16 protein-coding genes are annotated in these 16,936 nt (G+C 67.5%); 15 read left to right on the top strand and 1 reads right to left on the bottom strand.

The window, feature by feature from the left end; translation table 11 throughout:
- Positions 1-4: 4 nt before the first annotated feature.
- The 14 genes from rseP (at position 5) to JWP60_RS11670 (ending at position 15,750) form a co-directional block, all read left to right on the top strand.
- Positions 5-1,381 (top strand): RIP metalloprotease RseP, encoded by a 1,377-nt coding sequence (rseP, locus tag JWP60_RS11735; RefSeq protein ID WP_299790979.1) that lies wholly within the window; start codon positions 5-7, stop codon positions 1,379-1,381.
- 63 nt (positions 1,382-1,444) lie between these two features.
- Positions 1,445-3,739 (top strand): outer membrane protein assembly factor BamA, encoded by a 2,295-nt coding sequence (bamA, locus tag JWP60_RS11730; RefSeq protein WP_299790976.1) that lies wholly within the window; start codon positions 1,445-1,447, stop codon positions 3,737-3,739.
- Entirely contained in the window at positions 3,739-4,251 is a 513-nt protein-coding gene (locus JWP60_RS11725) for an OmpH family outer membrane protein (RefSeq protein ID WP_299790973.1), read from the top strand. The genes bamA and JWP60_RS11725 overlap by 1 nt, the downstream gene beginning before the upstream one ends.
- 15 nt (positions 4,252-4,266) lie before the next feature.
- On the top strand, positions 4,267-5,238 hold the full coding sequence (lpxD, locus tag JWP60_RS11720) for a UDP-3-O-(3-hydroxymyristoyl)glucosamine N-acyltransferase (RefSeq protein ID WP_299790970.1): 972 nt from the start codon (positions 4,267-4,269) through the stop codon (positions 5,236-5,238).
- A 31-nt stretch (positions 5,239-5,269) separates the two neighbouring features.
- Complete coding sequence (fabZ, locus tag JWP60_RS11715) at positions 5,270-5,719, top strand: 3-hydroxyacyl-ACP dehydratase FabZ (RefSeq protein ID WP_299790967.1); 450 nt, start codon at positions 5,270-5,272, stop codon at positions 5,717-5,719.
- Between the two features lie 19 nt (positions 5,720-5,738).
- On the top strand, positions 5,739-6,527 hold the full coding sequence (lpxA, locus tag JWP60_RS11710) for an acyl-ACP--UDP-N-acetylglucosamine O-acyltransferase (protein ID WP_299791212.1): 789 nt from the start codon (positions 5,739-5,741) through the stop codon (positions 6,525-6,527).
- Positions 6,528-7,667: a lipid-A-disaccharide synthase gene (lpxB, locus tag JWP60_RS11705; protein WP_299790964.1), complete on the top strand. Its 1,140-nt coding sequence runs from the start codon at positions 6,528-6,530 to the stop codon at positions 7,665-7,667. It begins immediately after the preceding gene.
- Positions 7,639-8,349 carry a ribonuclease HII gene (gene rnhB, locus JWP60_RS11700; protein ID WP_299790961.1) on the top strand — a complete coding sequence of 237 codons (711 nt, stop codon included), beginning with the start codon at positions 7,639-7,641 and terminating at the stop codon, positions 8,347-8,349. Before lpxB ends, rnhB begins: the two co-directional genes overlap by 29 nt.
- Positions 8,346-9,125: an RNA methyltransferase gene (locus JWP60_RS11695; protein ID WP_299790958.1), complete on the top strand. Its 780-nt coding sequence runs from the start codon at positions 8,346-8,348 to the stop codon at positions 9,123-9,125. Before rnhB ends, JWP60_RS11695 begins: the two co-directional genes overlap by 4 nt.
- A 304-nt stretch (positions 9,126-9,429) precedes the next feature.
- Positions 9,430-10,599 carry a glutamine-hydrolyzing carbamoyl-phosphate synthase small subunit gene (gene carA / locus JWP60_RS11690; RefSeq protein WP_299790955.1) on the top strand — a complete coding sequence of 390 codons (1,170 nt, stop codon included), beginning with the start codon at positions 9,430-9,432 and terminating at the stop codon, positions 10,597-10,599.
- A gap of 2 nt (positions 10,600-10,601) precedes the next feature.
- Positions 10,602-13,871, top strand: a complete 3,270-nt coding sequence (gene carB / locus JWP60_RS11685) for a carbamoyl-phosphate synthase large subunit (RefSeq protein ID WP_299790952.1) — start codon at positions 10,602-10,604, stop codon at positions 13,869-13,871.
- Positions 13,872-13,875: 4 nt separating this feature from the next.
- Positions 13,876-14,745 (top strand): Kdo hydroxylase family protein, encoded by an 870-nt coding sequence (locus JWP60_RS11680; protein WP_299790949.1) that lies wholly within the window; start codon positions 13,876-13,878, stop codon positions 14,743-14,745.
- A gap of 91 nt (positions 14,746-14,836) precedes the next feature.
- On the top strand, positions 14,837-15,313 hold the full coding sequence (gene greA, locus JWP60_RS11675; protein ID WP_299790947.1) for a transcription elongation factor GreA: 477 nt from the start codon (positions 14,837-14,839) through the stop codon (positions 15,311-15,313).
- Between the two features lie 5 nt (positions 15,314-15,318).
- Complete coding sequence (locus tag JWP60_RS11670) at positions 15,319-15,750, top strand: DUF4149 domain-containing protein (protein WP_299790944.1); 432 nt, start codon at positions 15,319-15,321, stop codon at positions 15,748-15,750.
- Here JWP60_RS11670 and JWP60_RS11665 read toward each other — a convergent pair.
- On the bottom strand, positions 15,728-16,201 hold the full coding sequence (locus JWP60_RS11665; protein WP_299790941.1) for a YhbY family RNA-binding protein: 474 nt from the start codon (positions 16,199-16,201) through the stop codon (positions 15,728-15,730). The two genes, JWP60_RS11670 and JWP60_RS11665, sit on opposite strands and share 23 nt — an antisense overlap.
- Positions 16,202-16,233: 32 nt before the next feature.
- On the opposite strand from JWP60_RS11665, the gene JWP60_RS11660 reads away from it, so the two are divergent.
- Complete coding sequence (locus tag JWP60_RS11660) at positions 16,234-16,920, top strand: RlmE family RNA methyltransferase (RefSeq protein ID WP_299790938.1); 687 nt, start codon at positions 16,234-16,236, stop codon at positions 16,918-16,920.
- The last annotated feature ends 16 nt before the right edge of the window (positions 16,921-16,936 follow it).

Here is a 16,936-nt window from a genome sequence, read left to right as displayed (position 1 = left end):
CACCATGCTGACCGTCCTTGCCTTCCTCGTCGCCCTCGGGCTCCTGATCGCCGTGCACGAATTCGGCCACTACCGCGTGGCCGTCGCGTGCAACGTGAAGGTGCTGCGCTTCTCGATCGGCTTTGGCAAGACGATCTTTACCTGGAAGCCCCGCAAGCCGCGACCGGGCCAGGACACCGAATTCGTGATCGGCATGTTTCCCCTGGGCGGCTACGTGAAGATGCTGGACGAGCGCGAGGGACCGGTGGAGCCGGCCGAACGCCATCGCGCCTTCAACGTCCAGCCCCTGCCTGCGCGCGCGGCGATCGTCGCCGCCGGCCCGATCGCCAACCTGCTGCTGGCCGTGGTGCTCTATACGCTGGTCAACTGGATGGGCGTGCAGGAGCCGCAAGCCATCCTGGGCAGCCCGGTGGCCGGTTCGCTGGCGGCCGATGCCGGCCTGCATGGCGGCGAGCGGGTCGAGCGCGCCGCGCTGGAGGGCGACGAGGTCGCGCCGGTGCGTTCCTTCGAAGACCTGCGCTGGCTGCTCACGCGCGGCGCGCTCGACGGCCGCGACCTGCGCCTGGTGCTCGCGCCCGAAGGCGCCGGCGGCAAGCGCGAGGTGCTGCTGCCGCTCTCCGGCCTGAACTCGCGCGACGCCGATGCGCAACTGCTGCGCAAGATCGGCGTCCTCATGCCCTGGAGCCCGCCGGTGCTGGGCGAGGTGATGCCCGGCGGTGCCGCCGAGCGCGCCGGCCTGCGCAAGGGCGATACGGTCAAGCGCGTGGCCGGCCAGCCCGTCGGCGACGCGCAGCAGCTGCGCGACCTGATTCGCGCGCAGGTCAAGGACAAGCAGGCGGTGTCGTCCACCTGGGAGCTCGATCGCCAGGGCCGTTCCGTGCAGGTGGCCGTGACCCCCGACCTGGTCAAGGAGGCGGCCGGCCAGCAGGTGGCGCGCATCTCGGCCTACGTCGGCGCGCCGCCGGCGATGCTGACGGTGCGCCGCGGCCCCGTGGAGGGTCTGTGGAACGGCGTCACCCGCACCTGGGACGTCTCCTCGCTCACGCTGCGCATGATGGGCCGGATGGTCGTTGGTGAAGCTTCGGTAAAAAACCTCTCCGGTCCGCTCACGATTGCCGACTATGCCGGCAAGTCCGCAAGCCTCGGCCTCACTCAGTACCTGCTGTTCCTGGCCCTCATTTCGGTGAGCCTCGGGGTGCTGAACCTGCTGCCGCTGCCTGTCTTGGACGGTGGGCACCTGATGTATTATCTTTGGGAGGCCGTCACGGGCAGGAGCGTCTCCGACGCCTGGATGGAGCGCCTGCAGCGCGGTGGCGTGGCGGTGCTGCTGGTGATGATGTCGATTGCACTCTTCAACGACGTCGCCCGGCTCTTTGGATAGAACAACGTTGCAGCTGCCGCCAAGGGGGCCTTGCAGGTCCCCGCCGGCGCCTTTCCAGATCCAATGAAGAAACATTTCAAGCGCTTTCGCGTGCGTACCGTTACGGCCGTTTGCGGCCTCGCCTTCGCGGCGAACACCTGGGCGGTCGAGCCTTTCACGGTGCGCGACATCCGCGTCGAAGGCCTGCAGCGCATCGAGCCCGGCACGGTGTTCGGCTCGCTGCCCTTTCGTGTCGGCGACACCTACAACGACGACAAGGGCTCGGCCGCGATTCGCGCGCTGTTCGCCCTCGGCCTGTTCAAGGACGTGCGCCTCGAGACCCAGGGCGACGTGCTGGTCGTGGTGGTCGAAGAGCGGCCCAGCGTGGCCGACGTCGATTTCGTCGGGACGCACGAATTCGACAAGGACACGCTGAAGAAGGCGCTGCGCGACATCGGCCTGACCGAGGGCCGCCCCTACGACCAGGCCCTGGCCGACCGCGCCGAGCAGGAGCTCAAGCGCCAGTACATCAACCACAGCCTGTATGGGGCCGAGGTGGTGACCACCGTGACGCCGATCGAGCGCAACCGCGTGAACCTCACCTTCACGGTGACCGAGGGCTCGCCCACGCGCATCCGCGAGATGCACATCGTCGGCAACCACGCGTTCGACGAGGGCACGCTCAAGGGCCTGATGGAGCTGGACACCGGCGGCTGGCTCTCCTGGTACAGCAAGAACGACCGCTATTCGCGCACCAAGCTCAATGCCGACCTGGAAGCGCTGAAGTCGTACTACCTGCAGCGCGGCTACCTCGAGTTCCGCATCGACTCCACGCAGGTGGCGATCTCGCCGGACAAGCAGGACATCAGCATCACGATCAACATCACGGAAGGCGAGCGCTACGTGGTGTCCGGCGTGAAGCTGGAAGGCGACTACCTGGGCAAGGAAGAAGAGTTCAAGACCCTGATCAAGATCAAGGCCGGCGAACCGTACAACGCCGACCAGGTGACCGAGACCACCAAGGCCTTCACCGACTATTTCGGCAACTTCGGCTATGCGTTCGCGCAGGTCGAGGCGCGGCCGGACATCGACCGCGCGAACAACCGGGTGTACTTCAGGTTGGTGGCCGAGCCCTCGCGCCGCGCCTACGTGCGCCGCATCAACATCGCGGGCAACAACCGCACGCGCGACGAAGTGATCCGCCGCGAGTTCCGCCAGTTCGAATCGAGCTGGTACGACGCCGACAAGATCAAGCTCTCGCGCGACCGCCTCGACCGCCTGGGCTACTTCAAGGAAGTGAACGTCGAGACCAGCGACGTGCCGGGCGCGCCCGACCAGGTCGACCTGAACCTCACGGTGACCGAGCGTCCCACCGGCAGCCTGCAACTCGGTGCTGGCTTCTCCAGCGCGGAAAGGCTGGCGCTGTCCTTCTCCATCAAGCAGGAGAACGCGTTCGGGACCGGCAACTTCCTGGGCGTGGAGGTGAACACCAGCAAGTTCAACCGCACGATCGCCTTCAACTCGGTCAACCCGTATTTCACGGCCGACGGCATCTCGCGCACCATCGACGTCTACCACCGCACCTCGCGTCCCTACGACGACCAGGGCGGCAATTACTCGCTGGTGACTTCGGGGGTGGGCCTGCGCTTCGGCGTGCCCTTCAGCGAGACCGACACCGTGTTCTTCGGCGCCGGCCTCGAGCGCACCCAGATCAAGCCGGGCACCGCGATCCCGGCCGCCTACCTGGCGTATGCCGAGCAGTTCGGCTTCACCAGCACGTCGGTGCCGCTGACGATAGGCTGGTCGCGCGACGACCGCGACAGCGCGCTGACGCCCACGCACGGCCGCTTCCAGCGCTTCTCGGGCGAGTGGGGGGTGGCCGGCGACGCCCGCTACCTGCGCGCCAACTACCAGTACCAGCAGTACGTGCCGCTGAACAAGCAGTACACCCTGGCCTTCAACGGCGAACTGGGCTGGGGCGAGGGCCTGCAGGGCCAACCCTACCCGGTGTTCAAGAACTTCTTCTCCGGCGGCCTGGGTTCGGTGCGCGGTTTCCAGCAGGGCACGCTGGGCCCGCGCGACGTGACCGGCGCCTCCATCGGCGGCCCGCGCAAGATCACCTTCAACGCCGAAGCCATCACGCCCTTCCCGGGCGCCGGCAACGACCGCACGCTGCGCCTGTTCGGCTTCTTCGACGTGGGCAACGTGTACGGCGCAAACGAGCCGATCACCTTCTCCACGCTGCGCGCCTCGACCGGCTTCGGCCTGTCCTGGCTGTCGCCCATCGGGCCGCTGCGCATTGCCATCGCCCAGGCGATCCGCAAGGAGCCTGGGGATAGAATCCAGCGAGTCCAATTCCAGATCGGAACCTCCTTCTGATGCAGCAGACCCTCCCACGTTTCTGCCTGGCTTTGCTGCTGGGCGTGCTGGCGCTGGTCGCCCGGGCGCAGGCAGAGGATTTCCGCGTGGGCTTCGTCAACACCGACCGCGTGTTCCGCGAGGCGAATTCCGCCAAGGTCGCCCAGATCAAGCTGGAGCAGGAATTCGCCCGCCGCGAAAAGGACCTGAACGACCTCGGCGCCTCGCTCAAGGCCGCCTCGGACAAGTTCGAGCGCGAGGCCCCCACGCTCACCGAGGCGCAGCGCTCGCAGCGGCAGAAGGGCCTGATCGACCAGGACCGCGAGTTCCAGCGCAAGCGCCGCGAGTTCCAGGAAGACCTGAACGCGCGCAAGAACGAGGAACTGCAGGCCGTGCTCGATCGCGCCAACCGCGTGGTCAAGCAGGTGGCCGAGCAGGAGAAGTACGACCTGATCCTGCAGGAAGCGGTCTACATCAATCCCAAGCACGACATCACCGACAAGGTGATCAAGGCGCTGAACTCCACCAAGTAAGGCGAGGCGCGTTCCGTGTCCTTGCAGCTTGGTGAGATCGTTGCCGCCCTCGGGGGCGAACTGCACGGCGACCCACAACTGCGCATGGCCGGCGTCGCGCCGCTGGAGTCGGCACAGCCCGACCAGCTCTCCTTCCTGAGCAACCCGAAGTACCGCCAGCAGCTGGACGCCTCGCGCGCCGGCTGCGTCATCGTCGGCCCGGCTATGCGCGAGCCGGCGCTGGTGCGCGGCGCCTGCATCGTCGCCGACGACCCCTACCTCTATTTCGCGCGCCTGACCCAGCTGTGGAAGCGCAGCCATGCGCGCGCCAGCGGCCCGGCGATCCATCCGACGGCGGTGATCGATGCCGACGCGGTGATCGGCGCGGGCGTGCGCATAGGCGCGCATTGCGTGGTGGAGCGGGGCGCGCGCATCGGTGAGGGCACGGTGCTGAAGTCGCGCGTGACCATCAGCGAGGACTGCGTGCTGGGCGCGCGCTGCATCGTGCATCCGGGCGTGGTGATCGGCGCCGACGGCTTCGGCTTCGCGCCGGCGCCGGGCGGCCGCTACGAGAAGATCGAGCAGCTGGGGGCGGTGCGCATCGGCGACGACGTCGAGATCGGCGCCAACACCTGCATCGACCGCGGCGCGCTGGCCGACACGGTGATCGAGGACGGCGTCAAGCTCGACAACCAGATCCAGGTGGGCCACAACTGCCGCATCGGCCGCCACACCGTCGTCTCCGGCTGCACCGGCATTGCCGGCAGCGCCACCATCGGCGCGCACTGCATGATCGGGGGCGCCGCGATGATCCTGGGCCACCTCACGATCGCGGACGGCGTGCACATCTCCGCCGGTTCTTTCGTCGCACGCTCGATCGCGAAGCCCGGGCTGTACACCGGCATCTTCCCCATCGACGACAATGCGGCCTGGGAAAAGAACGCCGCCACGCTCAAGCAGCTGCACACGCTGCGCGACCGGATCAAGGCCCTGGAAAAAAGAACCTGAGGCCCACGCTCGGCCCGGCGGCAACTCAATCATGACCACCACGCTCGACATCCACCAGATCCTGAAGAAACTGCCGCACCGTTATCCGATCCTGCTGGTGGACCGTGTGCTGGCCGTCGATGGCGGCAAGAGCATCAAGGCCCTGAAGAACGTCACGATCAACGAGCCGTTCTTCGCCGGCCACTTCCCGCATCGGCCGGTGATGCCGGGCGTGCTGATCCTCGAGGCGATGGCGCAGTCCGCGGCCCTGCTGGCCTTCGCCAACGAAGGCGCGGCGCCCGACAGCAACTCGGTCATCTACTTCGCCGGGATCGACGGTGCGCGCTTCAAGCGGCCGGTGGAGCCGGGCGACCAGCTGATCATGGACGTGACGCTCGAGCGCGCCCGGGCCGGCATCTACAAGTTCAAGGGCACGGCGCGCGTGGGCGACGAGGTCGCCTGCGAGGCCGAGCTGATGTGCACGATGCGCAGCATCGCCTGAGCAAGCCGTGAACGCAGCGATGCCCGGCATCCATCCCACCGCCATCATCGATCCCAAGGCGCAGCTGGATGCGGGCGTCACGGTCGGCCCGTACACGGTGATCGGCCCGCACGTGAAGATCGCTGCCGGCACCACGGTGGGACCGCACGTGGTGGTCGAGGGCCACACCACGATCGGTCGTGACAACCGGATCTTCCAGTTCTGCTCGGTCGGCGCGATCAACCAGGACAAGAAGTACCAGGGCGAGCCCTGCGAGCTGGTGATCGGCGAGCGCAACACGATCCGCGAATTCGCCACGCTGCACATCGGCACGGTGCAGGACAAGGGCGTCACGCGCATCGGCGACGACAACTGGATCATGGCGTACACGCACATCGCGCACGATTGCGTGGTGGGCAACCGCACGACCCTGGCCAACAACACCACGCTGGGCGGCCACGTCGAGCTGGGCGACTGGGTGACGGTGGGCGGCCTCACCGGCATCCACCAGTTCGTGAAGGTCGGCGCGCATGCCATGGTGGGCTTCGCCAGCGCGGTCTCGCAGGACGTCCCGCCCTTCATGCTGGTCGACGGCAATCCGCTGGCGGTGCGCGGCGTCAACACCGTGGGCCTGCGGCGGCGTGACTTCAGCGAGGGGCGAATCGCCGCGGTCAAGCAGATGCACAAGCTGCTCTATCGCGAAGGGCGCACGCTGCAGGATGCGATGGCGGCCATCGCGGCGCTCGCCGGGCCGATGCCGCAGGCGGCGGGCGAAGTAGCGCTCATGAGTGAATTCCTCGCGGGTGCCACCCGCGGCATTGCCCGCTAGATGCCACATCCACGCTTCGCGATGGTCGCCGGTGAGGCCTCCGGCGACTTGCTGGCCGGCCACGTCCTGGACGCCATGCGCGCGCGCTGGCCGGAGCTGGGCGCCGGCGGCATCGGCGGCGCGCAGATGGACGCGCGCCACTTCCTGTCCTGGTGGCCCGCGGAGAAGCTCGCCGTCAGCGGCTATGCGGAAGTGCTCAGGCACCTGCGCGAGATCCTGCGCATCCGCGACGACCTGCGCCACCGCCTGCTGGCCGACCGCCCCGATGTCTTCATCGGCGTCGACGCACCCGACTTCAACCTGGGCCTGGAATCCCAGCTGCGTGCCGCCGGCATCAAGACCGTGCACTTCGTGTGCCCCTCGATCTGGGCCTGGCGCATGAAGCGCGTGGAAAAGCTGAAGCGCGCCTGCGACCACGTGCTGTGCATCTTCCCGTTCGAGCCGGAACTGCTGGCGCGCCATGGCGTGGCTTCGACCTATGTCGGCCATCCGCTGGCCAGCGTGATCCCCATGGAGCCCGACCAGGCGGGCGCGCGCCGCAAGCTGGGGCTGCCCGCCGATGCCAAGGTGGTTGCGGTGCTACCGGGCAGTCGCGCCTCGGAGATCGAGGCGCACACCGCCCGCTTCCTCAAGGCCGCGGCGATGCTGGAGAAGCAGCGTGGCGACACCTGGTTCGTGCTGCCGGCGGTGCCGGCGCTGCAGGCGCGCATCGGCGAGATCGCGCGACGCGGACCGGCGCCGCGGCACCTGACCATCGTCACCGGCCAGTCGCATGCGGCGCTGGCCGCCTGCGACGTGGCGCTGGTGGCCAGCGGCACCGCGACCCTGGAGACGGCGCTGTTCAAGCGGCCGATGGTGATCTCCTACCGCACCAGCTGGCTCACGTACGCGCTGATGAAGCCGCGCCACCTGCTGCCCTGGGTGGGCCTGCCCAACATCCTGTGCCGGGATTTCGTGGTGCCCGAGTTGCTGCAGTCCAACGCAAAACCCGACTTGCTGGCCCGGGCGCTCGGCGAGTGGCTGGCGAGCCCTGACAGAATGCGCTCCGTGCAGGAGAAATTTCGCGCCCTGCATGCCGACCTGAAGCGCGACACCGCCACTCTCGCCACCGATGCCATCGAAAAAGTCCTCGCCTCCTGAGCCGGTGCGGCCCATCGTCACCTCGACGATCCGGACGAAGCAGGCCAAGGCGGTGCAGAAGCCGCTGCTCTTTCCCGACCCGATCGGGCTGATCGCGGGCGTGGACGAAGCGGGCCGCGGCCCCTTGGCCGGCCCGGTGGTGGCCGCCGCGGTGATCCTGGATGACAAGAAACGCATCCTGGGCGTCAACGACTCCAAGGTCTTGACGCCGCTGCAACGCGACCGGCTGTACGACAAGATCCGCGAGAAGGCCCTGTGCTGCTCGGTGGGCATGGCCAGCGTGCTGGAGATCGACGAGATCAACATCTTCCACGCGACCATGCTGGCCATGAAACGCGCCGTCGAAGGGCTGCGGCTCAAACCTGTCAAGGTGCTGGTCGATGGCAATCGCCTGCCCAAGTGGGAGATCCTCTCCGAGGCCATCGTCGATGGCGATGCCAAGATCAAGTCGATCTCCGCTGCTTCCATCATCGCCAAGGTCACGCGCGACCGCATGCTGGTGGAACTGCACCAGCAGTTCCCGCAATACGGCTTCGCGGCCCACAAGGGCTACAGCACGCCGGAACACCTCGAGGCGCTGCGCAAGCACGGCCCGTGCGTGCACCATCGCCGCCACTTCGCACCGGTGGCGGCGCAGTTCGCCACCCGCGAGGGCGTGACGGTCTCCGTCCAGCTCTCGTGACCTCCACGGGTCCGCAGCACATCGCCTCGCGCGACAACGCGCTGCTGAAAGAGCTGCGGCGGCTGGCCCAGGACAGCACGGCTTACCGCAAGCAGGAGCGGGTCTGGCTCGAGGGCGAGCATCTGTGCCGTGCCGCCTTGCAGCGGGGGCTGCAGCCCTCGCATGCGGTGTTCCAGGCTTCCTATTTCGACCTCGCCGGCCACCAGTGGGTGGCTGCCGGTGGCAAGGTGGTGGTTGTCGACGACGCGCTGTTCGCGACGGTCAGCGGACTGGAGTCGCCGGCGCCCATGGGCTTCGTGCTGCCGCTGCCTTCGCAGCCGCAAGTGCAGGGCGATGTGGCGAGCGTGATCCTCGACGGCCTGCAGGATGCCGGCAACGTCGGCACGATCCTGCGCAGCGCCGGGGCCTTCGGGTTCCGCCAGGTGCTGGCCATGAAGGGCACCGCGGCGCTGTGGAGTCCGAAAGTGCTGCGCGCGGGGATGGGCGCACATTTCGGGCTGTGCCTCATCGAGGGGCTCACGCTGGAAGCGCTTTCCGGCTTGCAAGTGCCATTGCTCGCGACCAGTTCACATCAGGGCGAGTACCTGCACCGCGCGGCGCTGCCCTGGCCCTGCGCGTGGGTGCTGGGGCATGAAGGGCAGGGCGTGAGCGCGGCGCTGGCCGAGCGGGCAACGCGGTTCGTGCGCATCGTGCAGCCCGGGGGCGAGGAGTCGCTCAATGTCGGCGCGGCGGCGGCGATTTGCCTGCACGCCAGTGCGGCGGGGCGGGCGCCGTGACCCGGGCGCCGCATTCGCGCCATTCGTAGGCTGGGCTGCGGCGAAGCCGCACCCCAGCGATGCTCCGTTGCTGGGGTTCGCTGCGCGAAGCCCAGCCTACGAAGCCCCGAGCCCCGAGCCCCGAGCCCCGAATCGGCCAACCCGACCACGCCCGAGGGAAAACCCCTCCTCGCGCTATAATCAGAGGCTTTTCCCCCAACCCTACGCCCGTAGCGCATCCAGCCTCTCCCCCGAAAAAAAGCAACATCGAGAGTTCCGCTCTTGGTCGCGTTTCTGGGCGTACCGTAATCATCCGGAGAACCCAGTGCTTTCGTCGCTTCAGGGAGCTTTCCCGCCCGCCATCCTGGCGCTCGCAGACGGCACCGTCTTTGTCGGCAGCTCCATCGGCGCCGCCGGTTCCAGCACCGGGGAGGTCGTGTTCAACACGGCGCTCACCGGCTACCAGGAAATCCTGACGGACCCGAGCTACGCGCACCAGATCGTCACGCTCACCTATCCGCACATCGGCAACTACGGCGTCAACGCCGAAGATGTCGAAGCCGGCAAGGTGCACGCCGCCGGCCTGATCATCCGCGACCTGCCGCTGATCGCCTCCAGCTTCCGCGCCGACATGACCCTGCAGCAATACCTGCAGCGCGAGAACACCGTCGGCATCGCCGACATCGACACCCGCAAGCTCACCCGCATCCTGCGCAGCAAGGGCGCGCAGAACGGCTGCATCGTCGCGCTGGCCAAGGGGCAGGAGGTCACCCCCGCACGGATCGACCAAGCCATCGCCAGGGCCCGCGCCGAGAAGTCGATGGCCGGCCTCGACCTGGCCCGGGAAGTATCGGTCGCCAAAAGCTACGGCTGGGACCAGACCGAGTGGCAACTCGGCACCGGCTACGGCCGGCTGGAAAACGCGAAATACCACGTCGTCGCCTTCGACTACGGCGTGAAGAAGAACATCCTGCGCATGCTGGCCGAACGCGGCTGCAAGGTGACCGTGGTGCCGGCGCAGACGCCGGCGGCCGAGGTGCGCAAGCTCAACCCGGATGGCGTGTTCCTCTCCAACGGCCCCGGCGACCCGGAGCCTTGCGACTACGCGATCGCCGCCACCCGTGAACTGATCGACGCGGGCTATCCCACCTTCGGCATCTGCCTGGGCCACCAGATCATGGCGCTGGCCTCCGGCGCCAAGACCTTCAAGATGAAGTTCGGCCACCACGGTGCCAACCATCCGGTGAAGGATCTCGACTCTGGCCGCGTGAGCATCACCAGCCAGAACCACGGCTTTGCGGTGGACGAGAAGACGCTGCCCGGGAACCTGCGGGCCACGCACATCAGCCTGTTCGACGGCACGCTGCAGGGCCTGGCCCGCACGGACCAGCCCGCGTTCTGCTTTCAGGGTCACCCGGAAGCATCCCCCGGCCCGCACGATATCGGCTACCTGTTCGACCGCTTCACCGGCCTGATGGACGCGAAGAAGAAGTAATCATGCCCAAGCGCCAAGACATCAAGAGCATCCTCATCATCGGTGCCGGCCCGATCATCATCGGCCAGGCCTGCGAGTTCGACTACTCCGGCGTGCAGGCCTGCAAGGCGCTGCGCGAGGAGGGCTACAAGGTCGTCCTGATCAACTCCAACCCGGCGACGATCATGACGGACCCGGCGACCGCCGACGTCACCTACATCGAGCCGATCACCTGGCAGACGGTCGAGAAGATCATCGCCAAGGAGCGGCCCGACGCCATCCTTCCCACCATGGGAGGCCAGACCGCGCTGAACTGCGCGCTCGACCTGTGGCGCAACGGCGTGCTGCACAAGTACAAGTGCGAACTGATCGGCGCGACGCCGGAGGCGATCGACAAGGCCGAAGACCGCCTGAAGTTCAAGGAAGCGATGACGCGCATCGGCCTGGGCTCGGCGCGCTCGGGCATCGCCCACACGATGGAAGAGGCATGGGTGGTGCAGAAGACCCTCGGCTTCCCCACCGTGATCCGCCCCAGTTTCACGCTCGGCGGCACCGGCGGCGGCATCGCCTACAACTCGGAAGAATTCGAGACGATCTGCAAGCGCGGCCTCGAAGCCTCGCCGACCAGCGAACTGCTGATCGAGGAGTCGCTGCTGGGGTGGAAGGAATACGAGATGGAGGTGGTCCGCGACAAGAAGGACAACTGCATCATCGTCTGCTCGATCGAGAACCTCGACCCGATGGGCGTGCACACCGGCGACTCGATCACCGTCGCGCCGGCCCAGACGCTGACCGACAAGGAATACCAGATCATGCGCAACGCCTCGCTGGCGGTGCTGCGCGAGATCGGCGTCGACACGGGCGGCTCGAACGTGCAGTTCTCGATCAATCCGCAGGACGGTCGCATGATCGTCATCGAGATGAATCCGCGCGTGTCGCGCTCCTCCGCGCTGGCTTCCAAGGCCACCGGCTTCCCGATCGCCAAGGTCGCGGCCAAGCTGGCGGTGGGCTACACGCTGGACGAACTGCGCAACGACATCACCGGCGGCGCCACGCCCGCGTCGTTCGAGCCCTCGATCGACTACGTCGTCACCAAGATCCCGCGCTTTGCCTTCGAGAAATTCAAGGACGCCAACGATCGCCTGACCACGCAGATGAAGTCGGTGGGCGAGGTGATGGCCATGGGCCGCACCTTCCAGGAGTCGTTCCAGAAGGCGCTGCGCGGGCTGGAAGTGGGCGTCGACGGCCTGAACCAGAAGACGCTCGATCGCGAGGTGCTGGAAAAGGAACTGGGCGAGCCCGGTCCCGAGCGCATCTGGTACGTGGGCGATGCCTTCGGCATGGGCCTGTCGGTGGCCGAGGTCCATGACCTGACCAAGATCGACAAGTGGTTCCTGGTGCAGATCGAGGAGATCGTGAAGATCGAGCTCGAACTCGACCAGTTGGCCGAAAGCCAGGGCGAGCAGGCGCTGGCCGCGCTCGACGCCGCCACGCTGCGCAAGTTGAAGCGCAAGGGCTTCTCCGACCGGCGCCTGGCCAAGCTGCTCAAGACCACCGACAAGGCGGTGCGCGAGCGGCGCAAGGCGCTGAATGTGCGCCCGGTCTACAAGCGCGTGGATACCTGCGCGGCCGAATTCGCGACCAACACGGCCTACATGTACTCGACCTACGAGGACGAGTGCGAGGCCGAGCCCACGGACAAGAAGAAGATCATGGTGCTGGGCGGCGGTCCCAACCGCATCGGCCAGGGCATCGAGTTCGACTACTGCTGCGTGCATGCGGCATTGGCGCTGCGGGAGGACGGCTACGAGACCATCATGGTCAACTGCAACCCGGAGACGGTCTCGACCGACTACGACACCTCCGACCGCCTGTACTTTGAGCCGCTGACGCTGGAAGACGTGCTGGAGATCGTCGACAAGGAAAAGCCCACCGGCGTGATCGTGCAGTACGGCGGCCAGACGCCGCTGAAGCTGGCGCTGGGCCTGGAGGCCGAGGGCGTGCCCATCATCGGCACCTCGCCCGACATGATCGATGCCGCCGAAGACCGCGAGCGCTTCCAGCAGCTGCTGGTGCACTTGAAGCTGCGCCAGCCGCCCAACGCCACCGCACGCACCGAACCGGAAGCGCTGGAAAAGGCGCAGGCCCTGGGCTACCCGCTGGTGGTCCGTCCCTCGTATGTCCTGGGTGGCCGGGCGATGGAGATCGTGCACGAGCAGCGCGACCTCGAGCGCTACATGCGCGAGGCCGTGAAGGTCTCGAACGATTCGCCCGTGCTGCTCGATCGCTTCCTGAACGACGCGATCGAATGCGACGTCGATTGCATCGCCGACGGCACCGGCCGCGTGTTCATCGGCGGCGTGATGGAGCACATCGAGCAGGCCGGCGTGCACTCGGGCGACTCCGCGTGCTCGCTGCCGCCGTACTCGCTGTCGGCAGCGACGGTCGACGAGCTGAAGCGCCAGACCGCCGAAATGGCGCGCGGGCTGAACGTCATCGGCCTGATGAACGTGCAGTTCGCGATCCAGGAAAAGGACGGCCAGGACGTCATCTTCGTGCTGGAAGTGAATCCGCGCGCCTCGCGCACCGTGCCTTACGTGAGCAAGGCCACGGGCATCCAGCTGGCCAAGGTGGCGGCGCGCTGCATGGTCGGCCAGACGCTGGAGCAGCAGGGGATCCTGAAGGAAGTGACCCCGCCTTACTTCAGCGTGAAGGAGGCCGTGTTCCCCTTCGTCAAGTTCCCCGGCGTCGACACCATCCTCGGCCCCGAGATGAAGTCCACCGGCGAGGTGATGGGTGTGGGCAAGACCTTCGGCGAGGCCTTCGTCAAGAGCCAGCTCGGCGCGGGCACCAAGCTGCCGCGCCCGACCGATGCCGACGGCAAGCCGGCCGGCAAGGTGTTCCTCACCGTGAAGAACAGCGACAAGCCGCGCGCCGTCGAGGTCGCGCGCGAGCTGGTGGCCATGGGCTTCAAGGTGATCGCCACCAAGGGCACGTCGGCGGCGATCACCGCCGCGGGCGTGCCTTGCGAGACCGTGAACAAGGTCACCGAAGGCCGGCCGCACGTGGTCGACATGATCAAGAACAACGAGATCGTCATGGTGGTCAACACGGTCGAGGAGCGCCGCAACGCGATCGCCGACTCGCGCGCCATCCGCACGTCCTCGCTGCTGGCACGGGTCACCACCTTCACCACCATCGCCGGGGCGCAGGCCGCCGTCGAGGGCATGAAGTGCATGGACAACCTCGACGTGATCTCGGTGCAGGAAATGCACGCGCAACTGGCGCCCTGAGCCAATGACCGAGGCCATCGTCACCGTGCCCCTGACCGAGTGGTCGGGCGCGGTCAGCGAGCCCGGCTGGGTCGAGGCGGTCGAGGCCGGGCGGGTGCTGTTCTTCCCGGGCCTGGCCTTCCGCATGGAGCCGGCCGAGACGGCCTTGCTGTCCCCGGCGCTGCTGGCCCAGGATGCGCGCAACATCAGCCTGGATGCGCGCGGCGCGCTCAAGGGCGTCGCCGGCGACGAGGCAGCGCGCGCCCGGGTGAGCGGCATGATGGGTCGCTTCGCTGGCCAGGCGCGCGCGCTCATCCACGGCCTGTTCCCGGCCTACGACGCGCACCTGCGGCCGGCACCCACCAGCCTGCGACCGACCGATGTCTCCACGCGCAAGCAGTCGGTGCGGGCCGACGACCGTCGCCTGCACGTCGATGCCTTTCCTTCGCGGCCGAATCGCGGCGAGCGCATCCTGCGGGTCTTCAGCAACATCAACCCGCAGGGGCAGCCGCGCATCTGGCGCGTGGGCGAGCCCTTCGAGGACGTGGCGAAGCGCTACCTCCCGCAGGCCACTGCGTATTCGCCCTGGCAGGCGAAGCTGCTGCGCTCGCTGCACGTCACCAAGAGCCTGCGTAGCGAGTACGACCACCTGATGCTGCAGATGCACGACCGCATGAAGGCCGACGAGGGCTATCAGCGCGAGTCGCCGCAGCAGACCGTCGCCTTCCCGTCGGGCAGCACCTGGATCTGTTTTTCGGATCACACCGTGCATGCGGCGATGTCCGGCCAGCACATGCTGGAGCAGACTTTCCACCTGCCGGTCGAGCGGCAGTACGCGCCGGCGGCCAGCCCGCTGGCGATCCTGACCCGGCTGGCAGGGCATCCGCTCATCTGAGGGGGCCCCGCGGCTTTCGCGGGCATAATTCCCTGCATCACCGCCGGGCGTCCTCGTTCGGCGGTTTTCATTTTGGATCCGGAGACTTTCGATGGCCACCATTCCCATCACCAAGCGCGGCGCGGAAAAGCTCAAGACCGAGCTGCACCGCCTGAAGACCGTCGATCGCCCGGGCGTGATCCAGGCGATCGCCGAAGCGCGCGCCCAGGGCGACCTGTCGGAAAACGCCGAATACGATGCCGCCAAGGACCGCCAGGGCTTCATCGAAGGGCGCATTCGCGAAGTCGAAAGCAAGCTGGCTGCCGCCCAGATCATCGACCCGTCGTCGCTCGACGCCGGTGGCAAGGTCGTGTTCGGCGCCACCGTCGAGCTGGAGGAAGTGACCTCCGGCGAGACCGTGAAGTACCAGATCGTGGGCGAGGACGAGGCCGACCTGAAGCAGGGCCTGATCAACGTGTCCAGCCCGATCGCCCGGGCCCTGATCGGCAAGGAAGAGGGCGACACGGCCGAAGTGCAGGCGCCCGGCGGCACCAAGCGCTACGAAATCGTGGCCGTCCACTACCTCTGACATCGATGCACTGGAAGGCGCGACTGACCTTGCTGGCGGCCGCCCTCTGGTGGGGCAGCCTGGGTGCGATCGGCTTCCTGGCCGTGCCCTTGCTGTTCGCGAACGCCTCGTCGCCGGCGGTGGCCGGCGGCCTGGCGGCGCACCTGTTCCGCGGCGAGACCTGGGTCGGGATCGTCTGCGGATTGCTGCTGCTGGCCACCGCGCGTGACGACGAGGGCCAGCCCAGCATGCACTGGGCCGGGGGCGCCATCGCCTATGTGCTGCTCGGCATGCTGGCCGCCCTGCTGCAGGAATTCGCAGTGGCGCCGCGCATCGTCGCGCGCCAGGACCTGGCTTTCTGGCACGGTGCCGGCACCGTGCTGTACGCGGTGCAGTGGCTGTGCGCGCTGGTGGTGCTCTGGCGCCTGAGCGGCCTTACCCGGCCCGTGTCTTCTTGACCGACTTCTGCTTGGGCTTGGCCTTGCGCACGTTGCCGCCGCTGGTCAGCCGCTGGTTGCCCAGCACGCGCACGCGCTTCACCTCGGGGCGCTGGCCGCCGCGGCTGGAGTTCTTCACGACCTTGAATTCGCGCGGACCCGCCTTGCGGTCTTCGTCCTCGGCCTTGGTCTTCACCGGTTTCGGGCGCCACAGGACCAGCAGCTTGCCGATATGCTGGATCGGGGCGGCGTTGAGACCGTCGCACAGTTGCTGGTAGATGGCTTCGCGCTGTTCGCGGTCGTCGCCGAGCACCCGCACCTTGATCAGGCCATGGGCACTGAGGGCGGCGTCGGTCTCCTTCTTCACGGCGGCGGTGAGACCGTCATTGCCGATCATCACCACGGGGACCAGGTGATGGGCTTCGGCCCGATGCGCCTTGCGCTCGGCCACACTCAATTGGATTGCTGGCATGCCCGTATTATCGGCTTCCGGCGCACACGAACATGAAAGTCAAAACCAAGAGCAAGAAGGTCAACAAGGCGTGGTTGAACGACCACGTCCGCGACCCCTACGTCCAGCTCGCCCAGAAAGAGGGCTACCGCGCCCGTGCCGCCTACAAGCTCAAGGAGATCGACGAGACGCTCGGCCTGATCAAGCCCGGGTACCTGGTGGTCGATCTCGGCTCCGCGCCGGGCGCCTGGAGCCAGTACGTGCGGCGCAAGCTGGCGCCCCAGGGGGCCGCCGCGGGCGTGCTGGCCGGACAGATCCTGGCCGTCGACATCCTGCCGATGGAACCGGTGGAAGGCGTGACCTTCGTGCTGGGCGACTTCGGGGAGCCCGGGCCCGCGGCGGAACTCGAGAAGCTGCTTGCCGGCCGCAAGGCCGACGTGGTGGTCTCGGACATGGCGCCCAATCTCTCAGGCATCCCGTCCTCGGATTCGGCGCGCATCGCGCACCTGGTCGAACTGGCGCTCGACTTCGCCGGCGCGCACCTGAAGCCGGAGGGTGCCCTGGTGTGCAAGGTTTTTCACGGCAGCGGCTACAGTCAGCTGGTGAAGGCCTTCAAGGACCGGTTCCGCATGGCCAAGCCGATCAAGCCCAAGGCGTCGCGCGACAAGTCCTCGGAGACCTTCCTGGTCGGCATGGGTTTGAAGCCCGCCAAAGCCGACCAGGCCGCGAACCCGGAATAATTCGTCACGCGGCGTC

This window comes from Ramlibacter sp. (genome assembly GCF_028291745.1).
In the GTDB taxonomy this organism is placed as follows: Bacteria; Pseudomonadota; Gammaproteobacteria; order Burkholderiales; family Burkholderiaceae_C; genus Ramlibacter.
The sequence above is the reverse complement of the archived record's forward strand: the minus strand, read 5'-3'. Positions and strand labels throughout refer to the sequence as shown.

Coding starts and splice junctions, on each gene's coding strand:
- rseP (WP_299790979.1), top strand. CDS start 5: ATGCTGACCGTCCTTGCCTTCCTCGTCGCCCTCGGGCTCCTGATCGCC.
- bamA (WP_299790976.1), top strand. CDS start 1,445: ATGAAGAAACATTTCAAGCGCTTTCGCGTGCGTACCGTTACGGCCGTT.
- JWP60_RS11725 (WP_299790973.1), top strand. CDS start 3,739: ATGCAGCAGACCCTCCCACGTTTCTGCCTGGCTTTGCTGCTGGGCGTG.
- fabZ (WP_299790967.1), top strand. CDS start 5,270: ATGACCACCACGCTCGACATCCACCAGATCCTGAAGAAACTGCCGCAC.
- lpxA (WP_299791212.1), top strand. CDS start 5,739: ATGCCCGGCATCCATCCCACCGCCATCATCGATCCCAAGGCGCAGCTG.
- lpxB (WP_299790964.1), top strand. CDS start 6,528: ATGCCACATCCACGCTTCGCGATGGTCGCCGGTGAGGCCTCCGGCGAC.
- rnhB (WP_299790961.1), top strand. CDS start 7,639: ATGCCATCGAAAAAGTCCTCGCCTCCTGAGCCGGTGCGGCCCATCGTC.
- carB (WP_299790952.1), top strand. CDS start 10,602: ATGCCCAAGCGCCAAGACATCAAGAGCATCCTCATCATCGGTGCCGGC.
- JWP60_RS11680 (WP_299790949.1), top strand. CDS start 13,876: ATGACCGAGGCCATCGTCACCGTGCCCCTGACCGAGTGGTCGGGCGCG.
- greA (WP_299790947.1), top strand. CDS start 14,837: ATGGCCACCATTCCCATCACCAAGCGCGGCGCGGAAAAGCTCAAGACC.
- JWP60_RS11670 (WP_299790944.1), top strand. CDS start 15,319: ATGCACTGGAAGGCGCGACTGACCTTGCTGGCGGCCGCCCTCTGGTGG.
- JWP60_RS11665 (WP_299790941.1), bottom strand. CDS start 16,201: ATGCCAGCAATCCAATTGAGTGTGGCCGAGCGCAAGGCGCATCGGGCC.
- JWP60_RS11660 (WP_299790938.1), top strand. CDS start 16,234: ATGAAAGTCAAAACCAAGAGCAAGAAGGTCAACAAGGCGTGGTTGAAC.